The organism is Bradyrhizobium sp. 159 (assembly GCF_023073795.1).
Taxonomy (GTDB): domain Bacteria; phylum Pseudomonadota; class Alphaproteobacteria; order Rhizobiales; family Xanthobacteraceae; genus Bradyrhizobium.
On the sequence record NZ_JADPKE010000111.1, the window covers coordinates 1 to 26,588 of the forward strand.

19 protein-coding genes and 1 pseudogene are annotated in these 26,588 nt (G+C 60.1%); 9 read left to right on the top strand and 11 right to left on the bottom strand.

Translation table 11 applies throughout. The features are described from left to right. The 6 genes from istA to IVA96_RS33130 form a co-directional block, all read right to left on the bottom strand. A partial coding sequence (gene istA, locus IVA96_RS33105; protein ID WP_247421789.1) for an IS21 family transposase occupies positions 1-1,009 on the bottom strand: 1,009 nt, incomplete at its 3' end. Between the two features lie 367 nt (positions 1,010-1,376). Next, positions 1,377-2,462: a response regulator gene (locus IVA96_RS33110; RefSeq protein ID WP_247421792.1), complete on the bottom strand. Its 1,086-nt coding sequence runs from the start codon at positions 2,460-2,462 to the stop codon at positions 1,377-1,379. A 56-nt stretch (positions 2,463-2,518) separates the two neighbouring features. Then, positions 2,519-2,884, bottom strand: a complete 366-nt coding sequence (locus IVA96_RS33115; RefSeq protein WP_247421793.1) for a response regulator — start codon at positions 2,882-2,884, stop codon at positions 2,519-2,521. Between the two features lie 2 nt (positions 2,885-2,886). Next, positions 2,887-4,476, bottom strand: a complete 1,590-nt coding sequence (locus IVA96_RS33120) for an ATP-binding protein (protein ID WP_247421795.1) — start codon at positions 4,474-4,476, stop codon at positions 2,887-2,889. Continuing rightward, positions 4,460-5,473 (bottom strand): ABC transporter substrate-binding protein, encoded by a 1,014-nt coding sequence (locus tag IVA96_RS33125; RefSeq protein WP_247421797.1) that lies wholly within the window; start codon positions 5,471-5,473, stop codon positions 4,460-4,462. The genes IVA96_RS33120 and IVA96_RS33125 overlap by 17 nt, the downstream gene beginning before the upstream one ends. Before the next feature lie 30 nt (positions 5,474-5,503). Next, positions 5,504-6,529 carry an ABC transporter substrate-binding protein gene (locus IVA96_RS33130; protein ID WP_247421799.1) on the bottom strand — a complete coding sequence of 342 codons (1,026 nt, stop codon included), beginning with the start codon at positions 6,527-6,529 and terminating at the stop codon, positions 5,504-5,506. A gap of 681 nt (positions 6,530-7,210) precedes the next feature. Between IVA96_RS33130 and IVA96_RS33135 the strand changes: the two genes are divergently transcribed. The 4 genes and pseudogenes from IVA96_RS33135 to IVA96_RS33150 form a co-directional block, all read left to right on the top strand. After that, positions 7,211-9,058: a PAS domain-containing sensor histidine kinase gene (locus tag IVA96_RS33135; protein ID WP_247421800.1), complete on the top strand. Its 1,848-nt coding sequence runs from the start codon at positions 7,211-7,213 to the stop codon at positions 9,056-9,058. Positions 9,059-9,564: 506 nt separating this feature from the next. Beyond that, positions 9,565-10,398 carry a YiiX/YebB-like N1pC/P60 family cysteine hydrolase gene (locus tag IVA96_RS33140; protein ID WP_247421801.1) on the top strand — a complete coding sequence of 278 codons (834 nt, stop codon included), beginning with the start codon at positions 9,565-9,567 and terminating at the stop codon, positions 10,396-10,398. A 19-nt stretch (positions 10,399-10,417) separates the two neighbouring features. Next, positions 10,418-10,690: a hypothetical protein gene (locus IVA96_RS33145; protein WP_247421802.1), complete on the top strand. Its 273-nt coding sequence runs from the start codon at positions 10,418-10,420 to the stop codon at positions 10,688-10,690. A gap of 410 nt (positions 10,691-11,100) precedes the next feature. Next, positions 11,101-11,353: pseudogene (locus IVA96_RS33150) on the top strand (IS110 family transposase); the annotation flags it as partial. Positions 11,354-12,416: 1,063 nt separating this feature from the next. Here the strand turns inward: IVA96_RS33150 and IVA96_RS33155 are convergent. The 4 genes from IVA96_RS33155 to IVA96_RS33170 all read right to left on the bottom strand — a co-directional run bounded on the left by IVA96_RS33155 (position 12,417) and on the right by IVA96_RS33170 (position 17,144). Next, on the bottom strand, positions 12,417-13,025 hold the full coding sequence (locus IVA96_RS33155; RefSeq protein ID WP_346347925.1) for a GGDEF domain-containing protein: 609 nt from the start codon (positions 13,023-13,025) through the stop codon (positions 12,417-12,419). A gap of 46 nt (positions 13,026-13,071) precedes the next feature. Continuing rightward, positions 13,072-15,540: a peptidase domain-containing ABC transporter gene (locus IVA96_RS33160; protein ID WP_247421806.1), complete on the bottom strand. Its 2,469-nt coding sequence runs from the start codon at positions 15,538-15,540 to the stop codon at positions 13,072-13,074. Positions 15,541-15,543: 3 nt separating this feature from the next. After that, positions 15,544-16,794 carry an HlyD family efflux transporter periplasmic adaptor subunit gene (locus IVA96_RS33165; protein WP_247421808.1) on the bottom strand — a complete coding sequence of 417 codons (1,251 nt, stop codon included), beginning with the start codon at positions 16,792-16,794 and terminating at the stop codon, positions 15,544-15,546. 161 nt (positions 16,795-16,955) lie between these two features. After that, positions 16,956-17,144 (bottom strand): hypothetical protein, encoded by a 189-nt coding sequence (locus tag IVA96_RS33170; RefSeq protein WP_247421810.1) that lies wholly within the window; start codon positions 17,142-17,144, stop codon positions 16,956-16,958. 1,026 nt (positions 17,145-18,170) lie between these two features. Here IVA96_RS33170 and IVA96_RS33175 point away from each other — a divergent pair. The 5 genes from IVA96_RS33175 to IVA96_RS33195 all read left to right on the top strand — a co-directional run bounded on the left by IVA96_RS33175 (position 18,171) and on the right by IVA96_RS33195 (position 25,825). Further along, on the top strand, positions 18,171-18,797 hold the full coding sequence (locus tag IVA96_RS33175; RefSeq protein WP_247421812.1) for a sigma-70 family RNA polymerase sigma factor: 627 nt from the start codon (positions 18,171-18,173) through the stop codon (positions 18,795-18,797). A 137-nt stretch (positions 18,798-18,934) separates the two neighbouring features. Beyond that, positions 18,935-19,495, top strand: coding sequence for a hypothetical protein (locus tag IVA96_RS33180; protein ID WP_247421816.1), 561 nt, complete (start codon positions 18,935-18,937; stop codon positions 19,493-19,495). Between the two features lie 72 nt (positions 19,496-19,567). Next, positions 19,568-22,615: a hypothetical protein gene (locus tag IVA96_RS33185; protein ID WP_247421818.1), complete on the top strand. Its 3,048-nt coding sequence runs from the start codon at positions 19,568-19,570 to the stop codon at positions 22,613-22,615. Between the two features lie 12 nt (positions 22,616-22,627). Continuing rightward, positions 22,628-24,445, top strand: a complete 1,818-nt coding sequence (locus IVA96_RS33190; protein WP_247421820.1) for a type I secretion system permease/ATPase — start codon at positions 22,628-22,630, stop codon at positions 24,443-24,445. Between the two features lie 18 nt (positions 24,446-24,463). Further along, entirely contained in the window at positions 24,464-25,825 is a 1,362-nt protein-coding gene (locus IVA96_RS33195; protein ID WP_247421821.1) for an HlyD family type I secretion periplasmic adaptor subunit, read from the top strand. Between the two features lie 226 nt (positions 25,826-26,051). Here IVA96_RS33195 and IVA96_RS33200 read toward each other — a convergent pair whose 3' ends face one another. Next, on the bottom strand, positions 26,052-26,438 hold the full coding sequence (locus tag IVA96_RS33200) for a hypothetical protein (RefSeq protein WP_247421823.1): 387 nt from the start codon (positions 26,436-26,438) through the stop codon (positions 26,052-26,054). Between the last annotated feature and the right edge of the window lie 150 nt (positions 26,439-26,588).

Genomic DNA, 26,588 nt, shown 5'->3' on the forward strand with positions numbered 1-26,588 from the left:
CGACGGCGCAATCATTGCCGACGACGCGGGTCAGTTCACGCAAGGATCCGAACGAAGGCTGCCCGCCGAGCGGCTTCAACCGATGTATCTCGTCGCGCGCGAAGCGGATGATCGGCGCCTCTCCGGTCGTGCCATGGATACGAACGTTTGCAACCTCACGCTCCCACCTGTCGAGATGCGCCTCGGATGCTTCCCAGCTTGGGAAGGAATGACCGGCGATTGCGTTCTTCACGTAGCCGACGCCGTTCTCGGTCTTGCCTTTCGTGCGCGCCCGATATGGTGCGCAGGCGCGAGGACGGAAGCCCCAATGTTTTGCGAAGGCGATCAGCTTGTCATTGAACTGAACCGATCGGCTCACCGCGTCGTGGCGCACCACAAGCGCCCGTGGATTGTCCATCAGCACTTCCTCGGGCACACCGCCGAGGGTCGTGAATGTGCTCTCGAGCCCGGCAAACCAATGCTCCTGTCTCTCGGCGCGGAACGCACGCACATGAAGCCGTCGCGAGTGGCCGAGCGTTGCCACGAACACGAATGCCTTGACTTTCGCTCCTCCGATCTCGACCAGGCGCTCCCCAAAGTCGATCTGCAGCTGTCGGCCCGGCGGCGTCTCAAACCGCGTCGTCGCCAGAGCCTCCGCCTTCAGCGCCTGGCGATAGGGCTGCACGGCGCGTTGCAGCGTCCGCCGGCTGACTGTTACGCCTTTCTCGGCCAACAGGTCCTGGCGCACCACGTCGGCATTGCCGCGATGCCGAACGAGCCTCTCGCGCAGCCAACCCTCAAGGCCGTCGAGACGCTTCGGCCGCTCAGGCGACTTGAACGCCTTCACCCCGCCCGCCACCACGTAGCCCTTCACCGTGTGATGGCTGCAGCCCAGCTGTCGCGCAATCCGCTTCAGACCCCACCCGCACGCCCTCAGGCGCAACATCTCCGCCACGTCATCCCGCGTCTTCATCACCTGCCCCCGTGGATCAATCCACGACGAGCCTTCAGTGATTCGTTCCTGCTTCATTCACTCTCTCCCCAGCTATCCGAGGAGGGGGCAATTCCTCGTGACGCTGAGGGGGCAGTTTTCCATGGCGCGCGACAACAATGTAGACCGCCGCTCCGGCGAACTATCCCAGCAGGAAAAGTTCACTGATCCTTCGCATATACCAGATGAATTGAATCTTCTCGATTCCCATTGCCGCAAGCCGACTCTTGGACGGGGATGGTGCTAGGCAGCCTCGGGCCAACCTGACAAGGCCGATCCATTCGATCTGCCAGAACCATCAAGGCTAGGGGAAGGTCACGAGGCCTAGCGCGTTCAGGTTGATACTGGATCAATTCTCGTCGGCCGGACAACAGCCGGACGTCTAGCCTGGTCGCTTCGAGCGCACTTAAGTCATCTCAAGCACGTTGTATGCCGCTATCGGACGACGCAACCCCTTGAGCGTCAGTTCACCCACGGGCTCCGCGGTCGCCCTCTCCTCAAGCGCCTCACGCACCTTGCTATCGACGAGAATCTGACCGTTGCGCGCCTCCGCGCAAAGACGGGCAGCGAGATTTACCACGGTCCCGATCGCGCTGTACTCAGAGCGGCCCTCGAAACCAATAGCGCCGAGCGTCGCATAGCCATATGCAATGCCGACTCCAAAACCAAGTTCGTACCTTTCACGTTGCCACTTCTTCGATAATTCCATCAGGCGGCTTCGCATCGCGATCGCCATCTGAACAGCTCGCTTGCATGGATCTGTACAAGGAATCGGATCGCCGAAAATCACCATGATTCCGTCGCCCAGGAACCTCTCCAAGGTGCCTTCAAACTCGTGGACGAGGGAGCCTAAGGCCGCGTGATATTCCTGCATCACGGCCATCACCTCTTCGGGCTCAACAATCTCTGCGAACGCCGTGAAACCTCGAAGGTCACCGAAGACTATTGCTACTTGTCTTCGGTGGCTCGCTAACGGTTCATATGTCGATGAAGAAAGAATCAACTCCGCTATCTGCGGTGGAAGAAAACGCTTTAAACGGCTGACCCGTTCAATTTGCACAACTTGCTCCGCAACACGCTGCTCGAGCATTCTATTCCACACGGCGAGCTCGACCGCCTGGGCTTCAACTCGATCATGCAACTCCTTGATGCGAAGCATGGAGCGCACACGAGCAACGAGGGCTGCGTGGTCGACCGGCTTGGTCAGATATTCGTCGGCACCCGCGTTAAGCCCCGTTACGACATCCTGTGAGTCGGTTCGCGCCGTCACCATGATGATTGGAACAAATCCAAGCGTCGTATCGACCTTCAGTCGCCGGCAGACCTCAAAGCCATCGATCTTCGGCATCATGACGTCGAGGAGGACAACGTCCGGCACGACTTCACGCACGACCGCGAGCGCCCTCTCGCCGTTTTCAGCCTCCACGGTCTGATAACCCTCGGCGCCGAGGCGTGCGGTAAGAAGGCAGCGATTCGTTTCGTTGTCATCCACGATCAAGATTCGGGGTGGGACATGCATCTCTGCTCCACGTCAGCACGCGCTGAACCTCATGGCAGGTATCGATTGATCGTCTCAAGTAGCTTTCGCGCGCTGTAGGGCTTTGCAACATAGGCATCGCAGCCTGCCGCGCGTGCCTTTTCTTCGTCGCCGCCAAGCGCATAGGAGGTGACGACGATGATTGGAATATGGCGGAGATCTGACTGCGCCTTTATGCGCCGTGTCGCCTCGTATCCGTCAAGAAGAGGCAGTTGGATATCCATCAGGATCAGATCCGGGCTTTGCGCTCGCGCCGCCACGAGCGCTCCTTCGCCGTCGTGCGCCTCGATCATTTCGTAACCGACGCTTGCAAGCAGGTCGCGCAGAATCTGCCGATTATCCTCCTGATCTTCGACCACCAGTACGCGCTTGCTCATGTTTACATCGCCTGCTGCTCGAGCCGGGCCGGCACCAGAAAAGAGAATCTCGCGCCATGGCCGAGGCGGGATTCTATCCAGATTCGTCCTCCATGCATCTCCACAATACGCTTTACGATGGCGAGGCCCAATCCAGCGCCTCCCTTCGTCTTGGTGATCGAGTTATCCACCTGCTGGAATTCCTGGAAGATCCTGGCCTGATCGGCTTCGTCGACGCCCGGTCCCGTGTCCTGAACGGAAAAGACGTAGGAATCTCGCCTCGTTTCCACTTCTATCCGGACCTCTCCAGCGTCGGTGAATTTGATCGCGTTACCAACGAGATTGAACAGGGCCTGAGCGAGCCTGCGTTCGTCTCCTCGCGCCGGCGGCAAGCCAGGCGGCACAGTAATTCTCAAACTCAGGTTCTTGTCCGCGGCGAGCGGCTCAACGGAGGTATGGACAACATTTACCAGTTCCTCCACCGAGTAGTCGGTCAGAGAAAGTCGAAGCTGTCCGGCTTCAATCTTGGAGAGATCGAGGACATCGTTGATGAGCCCGAGCAGATGTCTGCCGTTCCGTTGGATGCGTTCGACGGCGGACCGCATTTTCTCCGGAGGATCGCCGTATATGCCGTCGAGCATGAGCTCTGAAAAGCCGAGTACCGCGTTCAGTGGTGTCCGCAATTCGTGACTCATGTTTGCGAGAAATTGCGATTTGTGACGGCTGGCCTCCTCAAGACTTCGGTAGAGCTGCTGCAGCTCTTCGCAGGTCGAATTGACGTGCGCCGCGAGCTCCCCGAGCTCGTCCCGATTGGGAACCTCGACACGTTGGGCGAAATCGCCAGCGGCTATCCGGTTCAACGCGTGGTGAATGATGCGGACTGGTTCGATGACAGACCGGGAGATCGCATGTCCCAAGACCAGCGTAAGCACAAAGCTTGCGAGCGCGACCGCAGCGACAAGCATCTGAGATTTGGTGTAGGTTTGTCGGCTCGCATCTATGCCGGCCACCATGTCCGCTTCAGCCCGGTTGACCAATTGGTTGGTCAGTCGTTCGAGCTTGTCCGCGAGAGGCCCGAGCTCCGCGAGTTCGCTCTTTTTGGCCTCAGCCGCTCGCCCGCCGCGGATGAGATCGACGATGTGTGAGACTACGGCAATGAAGCGCGCATATTCTTCGCGCACTTGATTGAGCAGCGCCACCTCGTCCTTTGCGACGAACGAGACACGGTCAAGGTCGTACCCAAACTGGTTGATCTGCCGCAGCACAACTGCCAATGTCGTTTCGTTCGGAAAGGCGAGCGCTGTGGATACGCCATAAAGCTGTCGAAGCGTATTGTGCTGCATCTGCCGATATGCCTCGATCTTCTGCTGCAGGCCAACGACCTGGTTCGCCCGCTGGTCCGCTTCGCGCAGCGAAAGGAGGCCGATTACCCCAACCGAGACCAAGAGCATCTCGATGACGAAGAAGGCCATCAGCAATTTCGTGCGCAACGAGGGTCGCAACTCAAAGCCGAGAAGACCGTTCTTCACCGACGCGCCGTCTCCACTTCCTCGCGACGTTGCAGGGAGCGGGCGCTGACCAAGAAACGACGTCGAATCAGCTTCCAAGTTCACGTCGAACCTCGTTGAGGAACCGCCAGTCGGCTGCATCCGCGATAATCTTTGCAGGATTCGATTTCAGCATCCTCGCTTCACGCAGACGAAGCGCGTAAAAGCGGATTGTGTCTTCGGGATCGTATTCGCGCCAGCGGTTGTACGGCACATCCGCAAGCGTCTGAGCCGCATAGTCGCGGCGAGGCGTGAAACCCCCATCTACCATCCGCTGCGCAACAAGGGCCGGCGCGCTTACGCACAAATCTGTCGCCCGGAGCATGGCGCGAACTACACGTTTGGTGGCGATGGGATTCTTTCGGACGAACTCACGAGTCCCCGCCAACATGCAGCAATAATACTGCGACCATGGGCGATCCTGCGCACTGTTGACGATGACATGACCGATATGCTGCGCACGCAGACGCTGTGGCTCAGGAGGGAATCCGAGGAACGCGTCGATCTTACCCTCAGCAAACAATTCGATCGGTTTGACCGACGCACTTGTCACCCACTCAAGATCCTTGGCGGGATCGAGTCCGACAAGCGTCGCCATCGCGCTGATGAAAACGTGCGGACTACTGCCAAGCCCCTGCTGGCCGACGGTTCGCCCCTTCAAATCGGCAACGCTACGTATGCCCTCCTTGGCGAATAGCTCGAAGCAGCCGACATGAACCCCGGCCACAATAGTAACGCTCGCGCCCCGATCGATCTCGAGAAGAAGCGGACCGGAGAAATGCAGGGTGAAGTCGATGTCGCCCTTCGCGATTGCTTTGGTTTGCTCCACGCCGGCGTCAGATTCAACGTAAACGACGTTTGTAAACCCCTCGGCATTTAAGAGGTCGCTCACCACGTACTGCGGAGCGATACAAATGCTCGGGTTCTTCGCAAGGCGGATTGTGGTGGTCTCTGGCGGCGGATTGGGCTCTTCGGCCCTCAACCTCGCCGCGACGCTCCCAAACAGGGCAGTGGAAGCGGCGCAGGCCCCAGCCAACAGCAAGTCGCGACGGTTCGTATGCATCGGGACCTCCTCGAAAACGCTGTAGATGAATCAGCCTCCAAGTTCACGTCGCACCTCGTTGAAGAAACGCCAGTCGGCTCCATCTGCAATGAGTTTCGCAGGGCTTGATTTAATCATCCCAGCTTCGCGCAGACGAAGCGCGTAAAAGCGGATTGTGTCCTCAGGATCGTACTCGCGCCAGCGGTTGTACGGCACCTCCGCAAGAGTCTGAACCGCGTAGTCCAGGCCAGGCGCGAAACCCCTATCCACCATACGCCGTGCAACAAGAGCCGGCTCGCTCACGCACAAATCCGTCGCCCGGAGCACGGCGCGCACCACGCGCTTAGTGGCGATGGGATTCTTTCGGACGAATTCGCGATTCCCCGCCAACATGCAGCAAAAATACTGCGACCACGGGCGATCCTGTGCACTGTTGACGATGACACGACCGATGTTCTGTGCGCGCAAACGTTGAGGTTCAGGGGGAAATCCGAGAAAGGCGTCGATCTTGCCCTCGGCGAATAACTCGATCGGTTTGACCTTCGCACTCGTCACCCACTCAATGTCTTTGGAGGGATTGAGTCCAACGAGTGTCGCCATCGCGCTCAGGAATACATGAGGGGGTGACTCAAGCGATTGAACGCCGACGGTTCGACCCTTTAGATCGGCAACGCTGCGTATGCCCTCTCTGGCGAAGAGCTCGAAGCAGCCGACATGAATCCCGGCCAGAATGGTAGTGCTCAGGCCTCGATCGATCTCAAGAAGAAGTGGACCAGAGAAATTCAGACTAAAGTCCACATCGCTTTTCCAACTAGCTACGTTTTGCGCCGCACCGCTACCAACAAATGTGCCGGTTTCGACGTAAACGACGTTTGTGAAGCCCTCGGCATTCAGCAGGTCGCTGACCACGTATATAGGCGCGATGCAGATGCTTGGGGTCTTCTGGAGGCGAATTGTGGTGACTTCTGGCGGTGGATCTGGCTCTTCGGCCCTGGGCCGAGTGGTAATGCTCCAAAGCAGCGCAGTAGAGGCGGCGCAGCACCCCCCCACTAGCAAGTCGCGACGATTCGTATGCATCGGGACCTCCTCGAAGAGCCTTAGCGGTAGCTTCCGGGGGCCGAACGTCGGGCCGACGTGATTTGCGGAACTAAGGGCCCCGCTGACGATGAAGATAACACCGCCGCGCTATGTCGGATATGGCCGAGTACCTGACGCGTTTGCAATTCCTGACAACCCTTGGCCGAGCTGATGGTTTAAGGCTCCTTGGGCACCTGTGTCGGTTTCGGGTCATGAGCGTCGGTTTCGCATCTCCTCAACCATGTCCAATTTTCTCCAAACAGCGGACGCCAGCGCGAACGGCACCGCTCGACCCTATGGGCCAGAAACGCTAGGAACGTATGTCTTCCGGTTCATCTGCATTGCGGACTGGGCGAGCGGCATCCCCTATTGGTAGCATTCTTACCACCCGACGTTGGCCCAGCCGCGACTTGGCACGCTGAACGCCTTGAGCTGGCGAACGGGTCATCGAAGGTCGACCGCCGATAGTCTTCTCGGCCTGCGCCGCGCTGTTCTGTCTCGCCAGCGCTCCGCTGCTGCCGCTTTACCACCACGGTGGATTGGGACAGACTGGGACCGCAAATGGGTGACTGGCGGTGCGAGCCAGCGGCTTTGCTCCATCGTCTGGAGATGGGGAGCGTCAGCTTGCCCGATTGGCCGAACGAACGGGACCGACCCAGTCGCGGCACTGGAAGCGTCCGCATGTCTCTGACGCGGACACAGCAAGTGCAAACCAATGGAAGTTCGGCGACGATATCGAAGTCCCGTTTTCTCCCGGTTTTTTGCGCTGCCATCGCCGTCGGGATCTTCATCGCTGACACAATCACGCCCACAGAGTTCGCCTTCGGCGTGCTGTACGTCGGCGTGGTGCTGCTGGCGGCCAGGTTTCTTCAGTGGCGTGGTGTTGTACTGGTAACACTGGGGTGCATGGTGCTTGCGGTGCTAAGCTATTTGCTGTCGCAGCACTACGTATCGCCAGGTCTTGCTGTTGCAAACCGCCTTCTCAGCCTTGCAGTGATCGGCGTTGCGGGTTTCCTCGCTGTACAAGGCCAATCGAGAGAACTGGTGCTGCGCGAGCAGGCCGGCCTCCTCGACCTCACCCACGACACCATCTTCGTGCGCGATAGGGATGACGTCATCGTCTACTGGAATCGTGGCGCCGAGGAGCTGTATGGATGGAAGAAAGCGGAAGCCGTCGGCAAAGTCACTCACCAGCTGCTGCAGACGGTCTTTCCCATGCCACTCGAAGAGATCACGGCAGAGTTGCTCCGCGCCGGCCGCTGGCAAGGGGAACTCGTCCACACGAAGAAAGACGGCACAGCGGCAATCGTTGCAAGCAGGTGGTCCCTGCAACGGGACGCGCGAGGCCATTCCTTCGCGATCTTGGAGACCAATAACGACATCACCGAACGCAAGCGGGTGGAGGATCTGACTGGCCAAGTGTTCGAGAGTTCACCTGATGGGATCTCCGTGATTGGAAGAGATTACCGGTTCCAACGTGTCAACCCGGTGTACGAGCGGATTTGGCAAATGCCGGCCGACAGGCTCGTTGGGCAGCACGTTGGGGATCTGCTGGGTACCAAGTTTTTTGAGCAGGAGGCCAAGTCCTATTTGGACCGCTGCTTCGCAGGAGAGAGCGTCAGCTTCGAGGGGTGGTTTGCCCATCCGGCCGGCCGGCGCTACCGGATCATGACCTATTCGCCGCTGCGGCTGCATTCGGGCCAGGTCGAGGCCGCGCTCGCGATCATTCACGACCTCACCGAACATATGCTGGCATCCGAAGCCTTGCACGCAGCGCAGACGGAGCTCGCACATGTCAATCGCGTCACCACGATGGGCCAGCTGACGGCCTCGATCGCCCATGAGGTGAAACAGCCGATCGCCGCCGTGGTCACCAACGCCGACGCCGCCTTGAACTGGCTCGGCGCTCAGCCGCCCAACCTGGACCGGGTCCGGGAGATCCTCGGCCAAATCGCTGATGACGGCAACCGAGCCGGCCAGGTCTTCGATCGGATCCGCGCCCTCGTCAAGAAGGCGCCGCCCCGCAAGAATCGGTTCGACCTCAATGAAGCCATCCTCGAGGTGATCGCGTTGGCCCGCAGCGAAGTTCTGAAGCATGACGTCTCGCTGCAGACCGGGCTCGCGACCGGCCTACCGGCGGCGGACGGCGACCGCGTGCAACTCCAACAGGTCATTCTCAACCTGATCCTCAATGCGGTCGATGCCATGAGGGGCCTCGGCGAGGGAGCACGGGAGCTGCTGATCAGCACGGAGGCGGATGCCGCGGGCGGCGTGCTCGTTACCGTGCGCGATTCCGGAATGGGGCTGGACCCGAACGATGCGGACCGTGTGTTCGAGGCCTTCTATACGACCAAGCCGGAGGGCCTAGGCATGGGCCTCGCCATCTGTCGGTCGATCGTCGCGGCTCACGGCGGACAAATGTGGGCGAGCGCCAATAAACCTCGCGGCGCGGTGTTTCAGTTCACCCTACCTCCAGAATCGGACGAAACGGCTCGCGCGGAGCCCACCGGCGGCGGGCTGGTGGTGTGAGGTTACAGGTTGGGGGCGAAACGAGTCCGTTCTCGGCGGCGGGCGATGTCCCAGCTGTGATCGCCAGAATTGTGGGGTCGGAGTGAAAGGCTGCCTTGGCCAGCTTGCATAGCCCTGTTCGGGTCACGTTCAAGAAGACCTCGCGGCGCTCTGAGCTCAGGTCAGCCAGGGGCCAAAATGCAGACGAGAATGCCTAGCATTGAGGCGAAGTCGTCGTTCGACCATGCAAAGCTCCGCAGAAGGACTTTCGTCACTTGCTAGACCTTCTTGGAGCGCGATTAATGATGAGGGATGTCGCCAGCTGAACGTGCACCATTCTCATCACTCTTATGGGTGACACGGCCGGTCAAACTTAGGTATGCCCTCCTCTGCAAAAGGTTAATACGGATCAACCTCTGTTCAGTTGTCCGGTCCACCTCTCACGATTACGCTTGGTGAGGAACCTAGTAGTGGACGGCACGTGAGCCGCCCGCAGTGCTAAGGGAAACACCAAGTTGAGGGACGACATGGGCTCGTTGTTCGGCAATGTCGGACGCTTGATCGCCCGGCTGCAGCAGCCAGCCAGCTGTGAGCCGTCCGCTCCAAACGATGCTTTACGCGAGACCCTTCGACCCGGCGATGTTTTGCTGGTCGAGGGCAAAGGTCGTATCTCGGGCAGCATCAAATATCTCACTCAGTCGGCTTGGTCGCATTCGGCGTTGTACGTCGGCCCGATCGCCGGTGCCGAAACCGAGGGCGAACCCCACGTCCTGATCGAAGCCAATATCGATGAAGGAGTCGTGTCGGCGCCGCTGTCGAAATATCTGCATTGTCGAACCCGCATCTGCCGGCCGGTGGGCCTCACCCAAGCGGACTGCGAGACGGTCTGCCGCTACGCTTCCGAACGCATTGGTCTCGGCTACGACTTCAAGAACGTCATCGACCTGATGCGATATCTATTGCCGGGTCCGGTAACGCCGCGTTGGCGTCACCGAACGTTCGCGCTCGGTTCCGGCGATGCCAGCCGCATCATCTGTTCGGCGCTGATTGCGCAAGCTTTCGACGCCGTGCGTTATCCGATCCTGCCCGAGATCAAGCGCGTCGAGGGCCAGACAGGGCGGCGCGAAGTCGCCGAGATCCGTCACTCGTCTTTTTATGCGCCACGGGATTTCGATATTTCGCCGTACTTCCTGGTCGTCAAGCCCACGCTCGCGCGCGGCTTTAATTACAAAGACATGCGTTGGGCCGACCTTGCCCAAATTCACTCCGCGCAGGTCACGCTCGCTCCAGAAATCAAAGGCAAGCGCGATCAGGCGGCCAGTACGCCCGAATTTCCCGGTTTCGCGACCCTCGCGGCATAGGCAAAGAAGGAGTGGCGACTTGATTGATCCAACAAGCATGGCGGACGGTTACGAGCAACCAATCAACTGGGCACGGATTGTCGTTCTTGTCGCGGTTGCGCTGCCGGTTGTTAGCTTTCTTTTGGAGAAGAGATCAGGCGCGAGCCATCGCATACCCCTGAAGATAGGAGAACGTGTCCGACTGAATAGCGGAAGTCCGGTCGGTTTGGTTGTTGATACTGGTGAGCTAGTGACCATCGCCTGGTCGGCAGGAGAAGCAACGTTTCACCCGGAATCTTTGCACCGCGTCTAGCGCGTCCGTCAATACTCGACGAACTTGGGCTTGCGTTTTGGCCGCGGTGTGCGCCGCGCCTCCTCACAGTCGTCACCGTTGCCGGTCTGGGTTTGCTCGTACGCGCTTTCGGTTAGCGCCTGCCACAAGTTGTGGCTCACCGATTTTCGTGCATACATTGCTAAGCCATGTCGCGCTAGTGCGCGTGGGTTTCAACACGCGTGAGCGGAGCAGGCCGCTGTCATACTGCATCACTCAAACCGGAAACGTTGCACTTTTGAGCTAAGCAGCCGATGTTCCGCCAATGGGATGGTCCGGCCGTGCTCCAGCCCTGCCAGCGCGAGAAGCTGGTTAGGGGCGCTCAAGACAAGGAGCACGCCATGTCTCAGAACCTCAACGCAGCGGTCGCCGTGATCGGCATCGATATCGGCGACCTTCAGGCACTACACCGCGTCCGCGATCGATTAGTCGGTCAGCGTACCGGCGCCATCAATCAGATCCGTGCGTTCCTGCTGGAGCGGGGCATCGCCGTGCGGCAAGGCCTGCATTCCCTGCGGTTCGAGTTGCCGGGTATCTTGGCAACTCGCACCGATGTGCTCTCGCCTCGCATGTTGCGCATCATCGAGGTCTGCGGAGGATTGGCGCCAGCTGGATGAGCGTATCGAGGGTCTGTCGAGCGAGATGCTCGACAAGGCAGTCGCTGCCGTAAAGGCGGACCAGCCCGTGGCGCTGGCAATGTTTCTCAAGCGAGAAGGCGCGTTAGGGATCGCGATCTTTATCCGTTCTGTTTCAGAAGCGGGGATGGGAAGGCCCTCGCGAGTCCGCCTTCAGTTCCAGCTGGCACGGACATTAGAACGCTGAAGGATGCAACCGGCAATGTATATGGTCAGGAACTCTATGCTGCGGCGCAGAGGCCCGAAGGTCAAATCACCGAAGTTACCTATATGTTTTTAAGGCCAGGCGGCGACGCAAAGCCGGTACCGAAGTGAGCTTCGTAACTAAGGTCGTGCTGCGGCGTAGGACTACAAGTAGCGTCCACAATCGGCCGCGCTTATGGGGTGGCAACACACGTCGCCCTCTCCTTGATGACTGACCACGCTCGTCTTCGGCTCAATGGGGTGTTTATTGATGCTCCACCGCCTCTCCGAGCAGCGTGATGAAATCACGCCGTTCAATTGATCGAGCAGTATTCGGTCTCCCGCAGGGCAAGGCCGGGTTGAGGACATCCAATTGGCAAGGGATCAGCCGGCGAGAACGAACTCGAGCCTCTTCCCAACCCGCTTCTCGCTGACCGACGCCCAGAGTCCGTTTGGGGTCACAAGCCGCGGTTGAGCGGTCCCGGCAGCTGGCTAAGGTCTCCCGAGTCCATGAAGGAGATGGTTCTGGTAAATATCTACTCACGGTGGGGACAAAGAACGCCCGATCAGCACTTGCGCCGACGTCAAGAAGTTAAGTTCGATTTTCCCGTGCTGCTCATGACTGCTGACAAAAGTCCAAAGAAGTTCATGCCTCCCGGCGAGCGTGAAGCTCTATTAAGCTCGACAGGAAGGCGCGACCAATCGCTGTCGCTGGCGAAGTCGGCTTAGGGGCCCAGAAGCGGAGTCACGTTCGCGGTCTCCGCCGCTGCAAAGTGCGTGGGCGAACGAAACTGCAATCCGACCTATTCCGACCCAGCAGAAGGGCCACCGCCGGGTGGCTCTTTTGCCTATTTTCGACGAATCCCCGCTCCGGATTGTTGGGGGCTTCATCACGGATGATGCCGGCCATAGTCGTGCCGCGATACAGAAGCATCCCGCAAATCAGCCAAGGACGGCACCAGGGAAGGCATCTGCAGACGAGAGGATACCAGACTGGAACTTGCGACGGTACAGTCTCTTCCCTGCTCCTTCGCATGATACAGGGCAATGTCGGCGTCGCGGGTAAGCGCCAGCTCATTAATCGTGCCATCGCTTTTTTCAGCCAGACCGATGCTGATGCTCACATGATCTCGCGAGGCTCGCGGATGATAGATTTCCAGTCGCCTGACCAGTAGCCGAATGGCATCGGCCACTTTGATTGCCTTCTTCTCGTCGACGCCGGGGAGAACCACCGCGAACTCCTCGTCTCCATATCGCGCTGAAAGCCCCCCGGTATTGGCCGTCGCACTTCCGATCACCTCGGCAACGCGCTGAAGGCAAGCATCCCCGGCTTGATGGTCCAGCGGCGGCGATGCGGCGACTGCCGCTTGTGAATGATTGCTTGAACACCAAGGTATGCAACAGAGCGCGCGGTTTGCGAGCCGACGGGGCGACCGCGTCCGAAAAGCATGCAACCAGCTTAAGGGCGATTTAACGCGAGGCCGCCAAGGGGAAGGCACCAAGCGATCCGCTCACGCGCTTGATGTATAATCACGCGAGCCGGGATCACCATTGCGAGAAGTCGATCTTGGCTAGTGCTTCACCCGGGTTGCGATCGTTGCCGCCGTTCCCGCGGTCGCCGCGCGGCTTGGGGCGGCAATTGTCCTTCTTTGGCGGATCGTCCCGGGACGGCTGGCAACCGTCGTTCTTGGCGCGCTTGAAGTCGCCATCGTGCTTGGACTGGTCGCCCTTGCCATCATTCGAGTGGTTGTCCTTTCCGGCACGATCCGAGTAATCGCTCGTGCAGCCGTGATTCGAGCGGTCAGCGTGGTCGTCCACGACCGATGCGGCATCGCCCGATCTTGTACCCTCTACGGCAAGCTCGGCGGAGCCAGCATCGCCAGCAGGTGCCGCGGCTGCGCTGCGGCTTGGAATTCCGACCTGTGACGGCCCGCTCGCAGAGGCAAGATGAACGATCATATCCGCTCCGTGGGTGATTTCAGGTCGGTGCGCTACACTCACGCGCGTCATGTTTAGATGCCGGAGATTCGCATTGATTTCCTTCTCCTTCTCGGTGTCGAGATGTGCCGTGCCCTCGTCCAGGAACAGGATCTTTGGTCGGCGATAGAGCGCGCGCGCAAGTAGTACTCGCTGTTTCTGCCCGCTGGATAGCGAGCTTCCCATGTCGCCGATGAGGCTGTTGTAGCTCATCGGCATTGCCATGATGTCGTCGTGGATGCCGGCAATCCGCGCGCAATCGATCATCCCTTGCGGATCGAATGTTGTATCAAAAAAGCAGATATTGTCGGCTATCGATCCCGACAGCAATTGATCCTCCTGCATCACCGCGCCAATTTGCTCGCGATAAGCACGCGGTCCGATCTGGCCCAACGGAAGGCCGTCAATCAGAACTTCTCCGCTCGTTGGCTCGAGCAGCCCAAGCATAATCTTGACAAGAGTTGACTTGCCGCAGCCCGATGGTCCCATGATCGTCACGAATTGTCCGGGAGCAACGCACAGATTGACGTTGTTAAGAATCAGAGCCTCTCCTTCTGCATAACGGAAGCAGACATTGCGCAGTTCGATCGCGCCGCGAATCTGTCGGATATACGACAGGTCCCGGTCGTGCCCCCGCTCGAGCGGGGTGAGCGCAATGTCGGCGAGACGCTCCAAGTGCAGCCCGAGAATGCGGACATCCACCAACTTCTCGATTAGCAAGGCTGTCCGCTCAGCGAACTGCAGCTTATAGCTGACAAACGCGAATATCATGCCAACCGTGATGAGGTTGTCTAGTGCGAGGCGAGCGGCGAGGTAGATCGTGATTACGTTCTCCAAGCCGAATATCGTGTCATTCATCGCCTTGAAGCTGATCCTCGCCCGACCCAGCCGCACGTTGGCATTTATATACGCAGCATAGCGGTTCAGCCACTGGCTCTCCCGTTCGCTCTCTCGGTTGAGCAACTTTATGCTTTGCACCGCTCGCACGGTTTCGATGAAGGTGGAGTTCTCATCTGCCTTACTGTGAATGGCCGCTTCGCTCCGTTGTCGGAACATCCTGAAAAGTGCGAGCCGCAAGGCGGCATACAACGTGAACGCGAGCAGGACGACAAGTCCGAGCTGGACGCTGTAGGTGAACATCAAGCCCAGCATCAACACCGACATGAGACCGTCAATCAAGCCCGTGATCAGTCCCTCCGCGAGCACGTTGCGGATCGGCTCGATCGAGTTGAAGCGAGACAGGACGTCGCCGATGTGCCGCTTTTCGAAGAATGAGAGCGGCAAACGCACCAGATGATGAAATAGCCGGGCGCCGATCTGAAAACTCAACGTGTTCTGCAGAATAAGAATGATGAACGAGCGGGTCGCAGTCGACGCAACTTTGATCAGGAGGAGGAGCGCGAATCCAAGCCCGAGGACGACCAGGAGGTCGACATCCCCTCTGGCGATGACCTCGTCAACAGTGAGTTGCATGTAGAAAGGCGCGGCGAGGAGAAGAATTTCGATGACCACTGACAAAACTAATATTTGGGCGAGGGCACAAGTGTTTCGGCTCATTCCGCTCCAGAATACCGAGAACGGCAATCGCAATCTCTCGTCGGTGCGGCAGAACTCTTCAGTGGGCGAGAGTTCGAGCGCGACGCCGGTGAGATGTCTAGATGCTTCAATGAGCGGAAACCATTTCTCGCCGCCCGCCGGATCGTGCACCACGATCCCTTTCTTCCTGTACGCTTTCAGTACCACGAAATGAGCCATGTCCCAGTGCAGAATAGCCGGCAGGCGCAATTGGCAGAGATGGCCGATCTCGATTCGCAGCGGCCGACATGCCAGTCCCAGGTGAGCTGCTATCTCCATGAGGTCGCGGAGAGTGACGCCCTTTAGGGACACTGGATGCCGCCGTCGCAAGCTGTTCAAGTCAGTTCGATGACCATGATAAGACGCTACCATCGCGAGGCATGCGAGCCCGCATTCGGTCGCCTCCGTCTGCCTGATGACCGGGAGGTAACTGCGTCCGCTGAAATTCAATAGTCCCTGCATGCGCTACATCCTTGCGCTTAACACCGGATCAAGCAGCCACCTCATCAGGGAGCGCTGCTCAAGGATAACGTCGGCCCTAAGCAGCATGTCCGGCTGAAGCGGAATCTTTCGGCCATACGCGTCGATGTCGGGCCGCTCGAGAGCCGCCGTCACACGGTAAGCTGGCTCCTTGAGGGTGATCGGCCCGGTCGTTTCGTTGGCGGTCAGAATCGTGTGAGAGACTTTCGTCACGCTGCCGCGGTAGGTGCCGAACTTCTGATAAGGAAATGCATCGTAAAGTATCCTAACCTGCTGGCCGGGGCGCACGAAACCAAACGCGCGCGTCGGAAAGAACAGCTCCGCCTGCAAGTGCGCCTCAAGGGGAATGATTTCGAGCTGCATATGCTTTGGATCAGCGAGCTGGCCAACAGTCGCCTGCAACGTGGACACGCGCCCACTCGTTGGCGCCCTGATAACGTAAGCCTGCCGCCCGTTCACCTCGGCCACACGCTGTTCGATCGAGGAGAGTTCATTACGCAGTCCTCGGATTCTCTCTGCGGCGACGGTTGGGAGTTGCTCGAGTGTATGCCGAGCGTCTGTCAATTGAGTGCGCCGCGCGGTAGTCTGCTGATCGAGCGACACCACGCTCTGCTTTTGCTCAAGTGCGGCCTGCTCGCGGCGCTTCAGCTCAATCGTTGGCAAAGCTCCGCTCGCGATTAGCTTAGCGCCCGTTGCCACGAAGCTCTCGGAAAGCTTCAATCGCTCGTTCTGGATGTTTCGCTGGTCCTCGAGCTGAGCAATCTCTCCTTCAATCCCCTTGATCGTGGAAGCGAGGCGATCCTGTTCCGAGGCGGTTCGACGATCTTCTGCATCGATCTGTCGCTCGACCACATTGCGTTGCTGCGTCAGCACTGCAAGTACGGTGGCATTGACGTCCTCGCCATTGGCGGTGATTTGGGAAGTGACTATGGTCAGGAGCGGGTCACCCTCCGCAACCTCCTGCCCCTCCTTCACGTGTATCGCTTTGATGAAACCCTGTTGTGGTACGAAAATCTTAGCCGTGCCGGAGGTCGGCGTGAGATACCCGGAGACGGTCTCCTTGCGCGCGTATTGCGCGATGGAGAGAAAACACAAAATGAGTACAACGAGCGCCGCAAGGCTCCAGCTAAGAAGCGTGCTCGATAGTGGCTGAAGCAATACGACCTCACCCCAGCTATGGCGCTGACGTACAAAGTCGACAGCTTCCTGGCGAAATAGAGCTGGCCGTGTCGCCATGGACGCACCTTATTGCTACGTTGCTTCGCTTTCGTTCGTCAATTTGAAGGCTGCGCGTAGTGGTCTCTTCCGCCGCGCCACGGCTGCGGACGGGTACCGCCTAATGCGGTGGAGAACCGCTCCTCCGCTGTGGAGAAGCGGTTCGCCCGCGCATCTCGCCTTTACCCAACAAATTGCTGCTGGATCCCGAGGACGTTGACTCCGATGTTTGTGTCGTTGATGTTGACCAATCCGACTTGTGTGTTTTGGTCGCCACCGCAACACTTGTCGTGGCCGCGCTCGCCGCCAGCGGCGGCTACGAGATCGAGCTCTTCGTCGCGCAGTTCAACAGGGTACGTAAATTCGTGCATGTTACTCTCCTTTGTTTTGTACTATCTTGGGTGTTGATGGCGCCGCACTGACGGCGACCACCTACCCTCTAGTCGGAAGCCCCCAATCTGGATGCACCGTCGCGCAAATTTCTATGCGGCACGTGCTGCGCGCTCGTTTCATTGGGAATCTAGAACGTTGTACGCATGGCATATTAGAGTTGGGATCAGTGCGGTTTCGTCAGAGTAGGTTGGACGTGCTGATCCAAGTGGCATTGTCGACGGCGGCAGCGACGTCGGGACTTCCGAAGGGAGAACGCGTTGCGACGCTTAGCGGCTGGTCCCCAAGAAGCGTCTCAGCTTGGATCGATGGCTGCACTCATCGCAATAGCTGCGCAAATCGCCGCGCCGATCAACATCGCAAAAGACTTGGACTCGTCGCAGCCTGATCGCGTTGCGGGCAGAGTTGCATAGCGGGTGGAAAATGTGATGGAAGCGATAACGATCTTTTTGGAAAGGCCGCGAATGACCCTTGAAGGCGTTGCACGGTATTCGGGGAAGTTGGATCCGTTATAAACTCGACTTAGCGGACGGTGCCATCCGGCGGCCGTTGCGGCTCTCTTCGACAAAGCTGCCGAGAAAAATGAGAGGGCCGAAGTCGTTTTCGCGCGAGAACAGGACCGCGGTCCGCAAGCGGCCGACGTGGAGCGGCAAATGTGATCTGCGACGGCTTCGCTGCCTGAAGAAGAACGGCACGAATGCCGGGCCGCCTCCGCTCTCGAAACAAAATCGAGGGAATTCACGTTTGCACGGCCGGCTCACCTAGCCAGCAGACATGGTGCGTTGTCCGACCGCCCGGATCCTGACGACGAGGCGCGAGTTGGCGATTGGAAAAATTTTTTGAAAACTTCAGGAACGAAGTCGACCAGTGCTGACTTGAGGTCGCCGACAGCCAATTTCGTAAATTGTTAAAGCTGCCAATTTAAATGCAAATTTAAATTCGGTGATTTAAATGCGGCCCGCGGTGTCCTGCGCGGGAAGAGTAATTGCATATCCGTTTTATGAGGGGTGACTTCGACCATGCCCCATCAATGCGTCGGCTTCACGAAGGCAGAGTCTCGCTCCGGCGCAACGCGGCATGGCACCTATCATTGCGAGACGGCTCTTAGTTACGAAACGGCGCTGCTTGAGTGTGCCTCCGGATCGCAGTCGGCCGTCGGCCAGATCTACGCCCGGGAGAAGGAGCAGTTGCGCGCAATGGCGCACCGCATCGTCCACGACAGGTCGCGTGCGGAGGACGTCATTCACGACGCATTCGCGCAAATCCTCCGATACGCCAAAAACTTCGATCCTGCCCGCGGATCCGCCCGAGGCTGGATCTACACGATCGTTCGCAACACGGCGCTGAAGATGCAGGAGAATGCCAGGCGCGAAGTCGCCCTAGAGGACGAGACATTGAACGCCATCTGCGCGCGGGAGCAGATCGTTCCGAACCCGGCCTCCTGTATCCCAGACAGCATGACGCTCAGGGCCATGCTCGATGAACTCGAGCCAAAGCGCCGCGCGACCCTGCTTTTGGCGATCGTCGATGGGCACACGCACGAGGAAATCGCCCAATACCTCCGGGTTCCGGTCGGAACCGTCAAGGCGTGGATCCGGAGAGAGCTCGTGGCCATGCGGCGGCAGCTCGAATGAGGCGTGAAATTATTTCTCGCCGCTGCATCGATTGGTGTGCGTCGGCGACAGTAGGGGTGATGGCGGTGTGATCCGGGAGCATGTGTCCATGACGCATGTGCCCGTGACCGCGCAAACCCGCAGGGAGGAGCGAAACCATGTCTATCCTGGGCAGCGTGGCGAGCATTCTCGGGCTGACAAAGATTCTGGGGATCGGCGACCCAACGGAGCAATGGACGCCGACCAAGGCCGACAGCTGCGACGACGGCAAGCAGTCCAAATGGAATGACGATCACGGGGTGCGCGAGGACTACTCGAAGAACGGCGACAAGGACGATTATTCCAACCTTAGCGGAAAGGTCGGCTACGCGAATGCCCGCAAAGGCGACTACTCCGAGCACCATGGTGGCTGGAAGGACACCAACAACGACGACCACCAGCCGAAGGATTGGTACGAGCTCAAGCCGTCGGCCGACAGCGGCGAGGGCGACAATTATCGTAACCCAGGTGAAGCGCTGGCCAAGTGCGATTTCTCCCATGGTGATTTCGGCTCGCATAGTCCGGATCATACGGGTGACATACACGGCGCGCTCGCTTCGATGTCGTCCGACGATGCGCTCGAATACGCCATCGGCCAAATGGGCCCGGCGGACGCGGATCACGTCGATGTAGGGCACTTCGACGCGGCAACGGATACGTCACACAACACGGATGCTTGATGCGCCGAAAGGGCGCGCCCGGCAGTGAATGCTGCCAGGGCGAGTTTGTTTATTAGCGGAACGAGATGAACGGTGGCGATCATGAACGATGTAGAAAAGCGTGAACTGTTCGAACAAGAGCGGAAGATCTTCGAGGCCAGGTCGCAGCGTTTGGACAAGCGAACCGGATCTTTCAGTTTCTTGACCTGGCCGTTCTTCATTGCCATCGCCCCTTTGATGTCTGGAGAAGAGTTTCTTGCTGCTACGTTCAATTCCGCGACGGCCGAGGAGGAGGATGCGAAAGCCGCTCAGGCAGGCGCGCCGCACGCGACAAACGACGTTCCGCCGATGGGTGATGCCCCGAAAACGAGTGCAGAGGATGAGATGGCCAAGGGAGCCGCCCACTCGTCGGAGGCGCATGCGACTCAGCTCGATCCGACTGGACTTCTAGCGGAGCTACATGAAGAGGCGGCCACGCCGAGCTCCTCCCGCAGTGAGGCTGTCGCGGCCACGCTGGGCGGGGACGGCGGAGGCGGCGATGATGCCGATTCCCCCGATCAGGACGCTCCAACCTCAATCGATGTCAGTTCCGTCAACGCGCTGTCAGCGAATTCCCACCTCGGAAGCAGCCAACTGCTTGGAATGGTCGCCAATTTCGACAACGGCGCGGCCGGAGGGACCGCGCCGGTCGAGGCGGCGGCGCAGCCGGCGCTCACGACCGTGCCCGACGCAGTCGACACGTTGCCCCACGACATGGCCGGCACGATTGCGCCGGTGGAAGCGGTGGCGCAGCCGGTGCTCACGACCGTGCCCGACACCGTGAGCACGCTGCCCAGCGACGTGGCCAGTGCGATTGCGCCGGTTGAAGCGGTGGCGCAGCCGGTGCTCACGACCGTTGCCGACACCGTCAGCACGCTGCCCAGCGACGTGGCCAGTGCGATTGCGCCGGTGGAGGCGGTGGTGCAGCCGGTGCTCACGTTTGTGCCCGACACCGTCAGCACGCTGCCCAGTGACGTGGCCAGTGCGATTGCGCCGGTTGAAGCGGTGGCGCAGCCGGTGCTCACGACCGCAGCCGACGCCGTCAGCACGCTGCCCAGCGACGCGGCCGACACGATTGCGCCGGTGGAGGCGGTGATGCAGCCGGTGCTCACGACCGTTGCCGACACCGTCAGCACGCTGCCCAGTGACGTGGCCGACACGATTGCGCCGGTTGAAGCGGTGGCGCAGCCGGTGCTCACGACCGCAGCCGACACCATCAGCACGCTGCCCCACGACATGGCCGGCACGATTGCGCCGGTTGAGGCGGTGGTGCAGCCGGTGCTCACGACCGTGCCCGACACCGTCAGCACGCTGCCCAACGACGTGGCCGGCCCGACGACGGGTGCAGACAGCCAGTCGACCTCGTTGTCGCTGTCGCAAATGGCTGCATTGGACAGCGCCGGCGCTTACACCCTTGACAGTTCGGCGCCAGCTCTTGAGATCACGGAGTCGGCGCTGGCTACGTCTGGTGACGCGCCGGAGCTTGGCAAGTTAGCCGGAGGCGCTCTTGCGAGTGCCGCGCCCGTTGACATGAGCGAGCCGGTGCTCACCCCAACGGCTCCCGCTTTGACCAATCCGAGCAGCGACGTGTCACATCCGATTGACACTGCCGCCAGCGACGCTCTTGCAAGTGCGACGCCGGTTGTTGATATGACCGAGCCCGTGCTCACCCCAACGGCTGCCGGCCTGTCCAATCCGACCAGCGACGCGTCACATCCGGCCGACGCCGGGAATGTCGCCGGCGACACTCTTGCGGGCGCGGCGCCGGTCGCTGACACCAGCAACCCGGTGCTCACCCCAACGGCTGCCGCTTCGACTGATACGAGCAGCGACGTGTCACATCCGGCCGACACCGGCAATGTCGCCGGCGACACTCTTGCGAGTGCAGCGCCAGCGGCTGACACGACCGTGCCGGTTATCAACCCAACGGCTGCCACGTTAACCAATCCGACCAGCGACGCGTCACATCCCGCCGACGCCGGGAATATCCCCGGCGACACTCTTGCGAGTGCGGCCCCGGTCGCTGACACGACCGAGCCGGTTATCAACCCAACGGCTGTCACGTTGACCAATCCGACCGGCGACGCGTCACATCCGGCCGACGCCGGGAATGTCGCCGGCGATACTCTTGCGGGTGCGGCGCCGGTCGCTGACACCAGCAACCCGGTGCTCACCCCAACGGCTGCCGCTTCGACTGATACCACCAGCGACGCGTCACATCCCGCCGACAGCGGCAATGTCGCCGGCGACACTCTTGCGAGTGCGGCCCCGGTCGCTGACACGACCGAGCCGGTTATCAACCCCACGGCTGCCGCGTTGACCAATCCGACCGGCGACGCGTCACATGCGGCCGACACCGGGCAGGTCGCCGGTGACACTCTGGCGAATGCGACGCCGGTCGCTGACACCAGCGAGCCGGTGCTCACCCCAACGGCTGGCGCTTCGACTGGTCCGAGCAGCGACGCGTCACATTCGGCCGACACCGGGCAGGTCGCCGGCGATACTCTGGCGAGTGCGGCGCCAGTCGCTGAGACGACCGAGCCGGTGCTCACCCCAACGGCTGGCGCTTCGACTGGTCCGAGCAGCGACGCGTCACATCCGGCCGACACCGGGACTGTCGCCGGCGACACTCTTGCGAGTGCAGCGCCAGTCGCTGATACGACCGTGCCGGACTCCAGCAGTGCTCCACCCCCCGGATCAGCCGACACCCTTCTCGCACTCGCCACCGCAACTGACGCACCGAAGCAGGGTCCTACGTCCGCGACCACCGCCGCGGACAATGGCCCCACGGACACATCGAATGCCGCGGCGACAGCCGACCCGAGCGCCGTCTCAGGCGATGTGATCGCCTTGAACGACGTCCCGGCGCCTCCGGCGAATGCTCTGTACACCGGGACCCACTATACCGACTACGGCGTCACGCTGAGCAGCGACAGCGCAGTTGCGCCCCAGACTGCCGCGTCTTCGGCGGACACCGCCTCGGCTCACGACACTTCGGCTCCGGTGGTCGCCGATGTCCAAAAGCCTGCGCCGCCGCCTCCCGACACCGTGGATAGCACTCATCTGATCGATCACGTGGGAACTCACGATGCCATCCTGTAGCAGGAGGCAAACATGGTGGCCGTCGAGACACTAGACAACCCGCCGCGGAAGCACTCGGCAGATCACCTTCGCCTTGCACCGGGCGAAGCCCGCGACTCCGTCGGACCGGTCGACGCGCTGGCCGCCTGGCGTTCGGTCGCGCGCACCAACCTGATAGCAGTCGCGGCATTTTCGGTCGTTGTGAATCTGCTGATGCTCACGTTGCCGATCTACCTCTTTCAAATATCCGATCGCGTGCTGACGAGCCGTAGTCTCGAGACACTGCTGATGCTCTCGGTTCTCGCGCTGACGTTCATCGGCATCCTCTCGATCGTCGACATTCTGCGTCGGCAGGTACTGGGGCGTCTTGCGACCAAGATGGAGGCGGTGCTCGGCGGCGCAGTGCTGGCGAGCAGCATCAACAACGCCAGAGCTGGCGAGGGCGGAACCATCCAGGCGATCCGCAGCCTTCACCAGGTGCGGGGCTTCATCTCGAGCCCTATCATGCTTCTGCTGATGGACGCACCACTCTCGCCGCTCTACTTCGCAGTCATATTCCTCGTTCACCGACATCTCGGCTGGATCGCAGTGGTATCGGGCTTGGTCCTCGCACTGATTGCTTTGATCAACCAGCAAGCGACCTCGGAGCGTCTGAGTGAGGCAGGCCTGCATGCCGCCGAGGCCGATGCGGCGGCCGAGTCGCTGGCACGCAATTCGCAAGTGATCAATGCGATGGGAATGCTGAGCGAAAGCATTCTCCACTGGGGGCGCCGGCAGGCGCCGGCGCTGACGGTGCAGAGCCAGGCCCTTGACCGGAATTTCTGGATCAGCGGTGCGTCGAAGTTCGTCCGGCTCGTGGCCCAGATCACGATCCTCGGTACCGGCGCCTATCTGGCCCTCCACGCCGAGATCACGGGGGGCATGATGATCGCGGCTTCGATCATTGCCGGACGCGCCCTGCAGCCGCTCGAGGGTTTGATTGAGGGATGGCGCAGCTGTGTTCAGGCGCGATCGGCCTATGCCCGCGTCAAGCAGGCGGTCGAGGCATTCCAGCGCGAGACGCCCAAGCTGCGCTTGCCAAGACCGCAAGGGCGCCTGAGCGTTGATCGGGTCTTGTATCTGCCGCCCGGCTCGAAGGAGCCGGTACTTAATGGTGTGTCGCTCGAGCTCGCGCCCGGAGAGTCTTTGGCCATTGTCGGACCGTCCGGATCGGGCAAGTCGACTCTCGCGCGCATTCTGGTGGGTTGTCTGGTGCCGACAGCCGGCAAGGTCAGGCTGGACGGAACGGAGCTGCGCAACTGGGATCGTCGCCAGTTCGGGGAATATACCGGATACCTGCCCCAGGAGGTTGAGCTATTTCCCGGGACCATCAAGCAGAACATTTGCCGCATGCGCGACGACTTGCCCGACGAGAGCATCTATGAGGCGGCGATGTTGTCGGGCATTCACGATATGGTCTGCCAGTTGAAGCAAGGATACGAGACCGTGCTCGACCGCAGTGGCGGGCCGCTGTCGGGAGGACAGAAGCAGCGCATCGCGCTCGCCCGGGCTTTCTTCGGTAATCCGTCCCTTGTCGTGCTCGACGAGCCCAACTCGAATCTCGACGCGGCGGGCGAGCAGTCTCTGACCGAGACCCTGCAGCGCGCCAAGAGGCGGGGGGTCACCGCGGTGGTCGTAACCCTGCGTCCAGCGCTGCTGAACAGTGTTGACAAAGTGCTCATCCTGCGGGCCGGGCGCGCGGAAGCATTCGGCTCTCCGAGCGAGGTGTTGCATCGCTTGGTTCGGTCGCCCGGCAGGGCCGGCGGAGATAAGCCGGAGCAGCCGCAGCGCATCGAATCCTCGGGCGGGTGACCAGCGCGGGAGGACAGCATGAGAGTAAAGGACGACATCGGTGAGTGGTACCGCGGTGTTCCGCTGAGCGCCAAATGGCCCATCTTCACCGGCCTCGCCATCCTGGTTGTTTGGCTCGGGTGTTTCGGTCTTTGGGCCGCGGTCGCACCACTGAACAGCGCGGTCGTTGCTTCGGGCACGTTCGTGGCTACCGGACAGAACAAGCTGGTCCAGCACTTCGAGGGCGGCATTATCCGCGAGATTGCGGCCAAGGATGGTGATGTTGTCGACGCGAACCAAGTCCTCGTGCGCATGGACGATACCGCTGCCAACGCCAAGCTGAGGCGGCTGGTTTTGAAGAAGTATCGGCTCCTCGCTATAAAGGCGCGTCTCGAAGCTGAAATGAGCTCTTCGGGCGCAATCGAAACTCCGGCCGCATTCAGCGAGAGTGGACGCGATCCGGAAATCAAAGCTATTCTCGAGCGGCAACGAGCCGAACTCTGGGCGCGCCGGGCTAGTCTGATGGCCGAGGAAAGCGTACTCGCAAAGCAAATCGCTGGGCTGGAGGAAAGCATCCGCGGATATCAGGCTCAAGTGCAGTCCACCAAAGAGCGTATTGCCTTGTTCGCCGAAGAGCTGAAGGACAAGAATTCGCTTCTCGGCCAGCAGCTGGTCCGCAAGTCGGATGTGCTGGCGGTGCGGCGCTCCGAGGCCGGTCTCGGGGGCGACCTCGGCGAGTATCTCGGGCGCATCGCCGATTCGAAGGAACGGATCGCTCAAGCGAACGAAAGAATAGCGCAGCTCCATGCGACGGCACTCCGGGATGCGACCAAGGAGCTGCGTGAGACCGAGGCGGATCTGGACGATGTCGAGGAACAGATTCGCGCCGCGCAGGACGTGGTCGACCGGATCGATGTTCGTTCGCCAGTTCGGGGCATCGTGGTGAAGAACAATTTCCATACGCCGGGCGGCGTCGTTTCTCCTGGCGCCGTGATCCTTGAACTCCTACCGATCGGCAATGAGCGCATCATTGAGGCACATGTGAATCCCAAGGACATTTCGCATGTGAGCGTAGGCCAGGAGGCGCTGGTGCGGCTGTCGGCACTCAACCAACGCATCACGCCCATGGTCGGGGCGAGCGTCATCTACGTGTCAGCGGACGCCTTGGCGGAGCGAGTGCAGGGGAAGACCGAAACTCGTACCGATGGTGACACGCGTCGGGAATTCTATGTCGTTCGGGTGCGCCTGGACCAGGACGATATTCTCAGGCGAATGCCTGAATTCGTCCCGACGCCCGGGATGCCCGTGGACGTTTACATCAAGACCGGAGAGCGTACGTTTTTCGAGTACATCATGAAGCCTGTGCTCGACAGCTTCTCCCGCGCGTTCCGCGAGACCTGATAGGCGATAAGGAAATTGCCGATCCACGGCCGGCCTGTGGTCGGCGCAACGCCTCCACGATGCCAAAGCCTCCGTGGGCGAGAGCGAAGACTCCATGGCGGCGAGACGATATAGTTTCTGCGGCGGAGCGACCGGTACGCAAGAGACGATCATCAATGGCAAAGGAAATCAAACAGCTACGGATAGTATAGGTCGCTTTGGCATCAAGATGCCGATAGTTTAGCTATCACTGGGCTTGCATTTGGTCCCGAACAAGTATCGCAACCGGCAAAAGGGGGTGGGGGGCGCTTAATAGCAGTCCTTTTCGATCCCAAAAGAGACCGCAGCAAACTGCGGTCTCGTGGGCGTCTCTGGAAGCGACAGCTCGGAGCGTGCGCACATTGATCGTCTTGATTTGTCGTTCTTGTGAGATGGCTGAGTAAATCCATGAGAACTCGTTAGATTCAATTGCCCTCACTCGATATTGCTTTGTGCCTGCGCCGACGACATACTCTTCGCGAAAAGACGTTTTATCGTGGATGTCACGGCTCCATTGGACATAGAAGATGTTCTTGATGAAGCGGTCATCGCCTCCAATGATCTCGCCCACGTCCTCGATGATGGACGTTGTCATTCGGCCTGCAATATTGACCCCCTAAGCCGGGGGATCGGCGTCCAAAATTGACCCCGCATTGCCTCATCCAGAATGTTACTGGACAACTTCTCGCCGATGATTGGGTCGGGGCCATCGAATTGGTTCGGTGGCGTCTATGGCGGGAAAGAT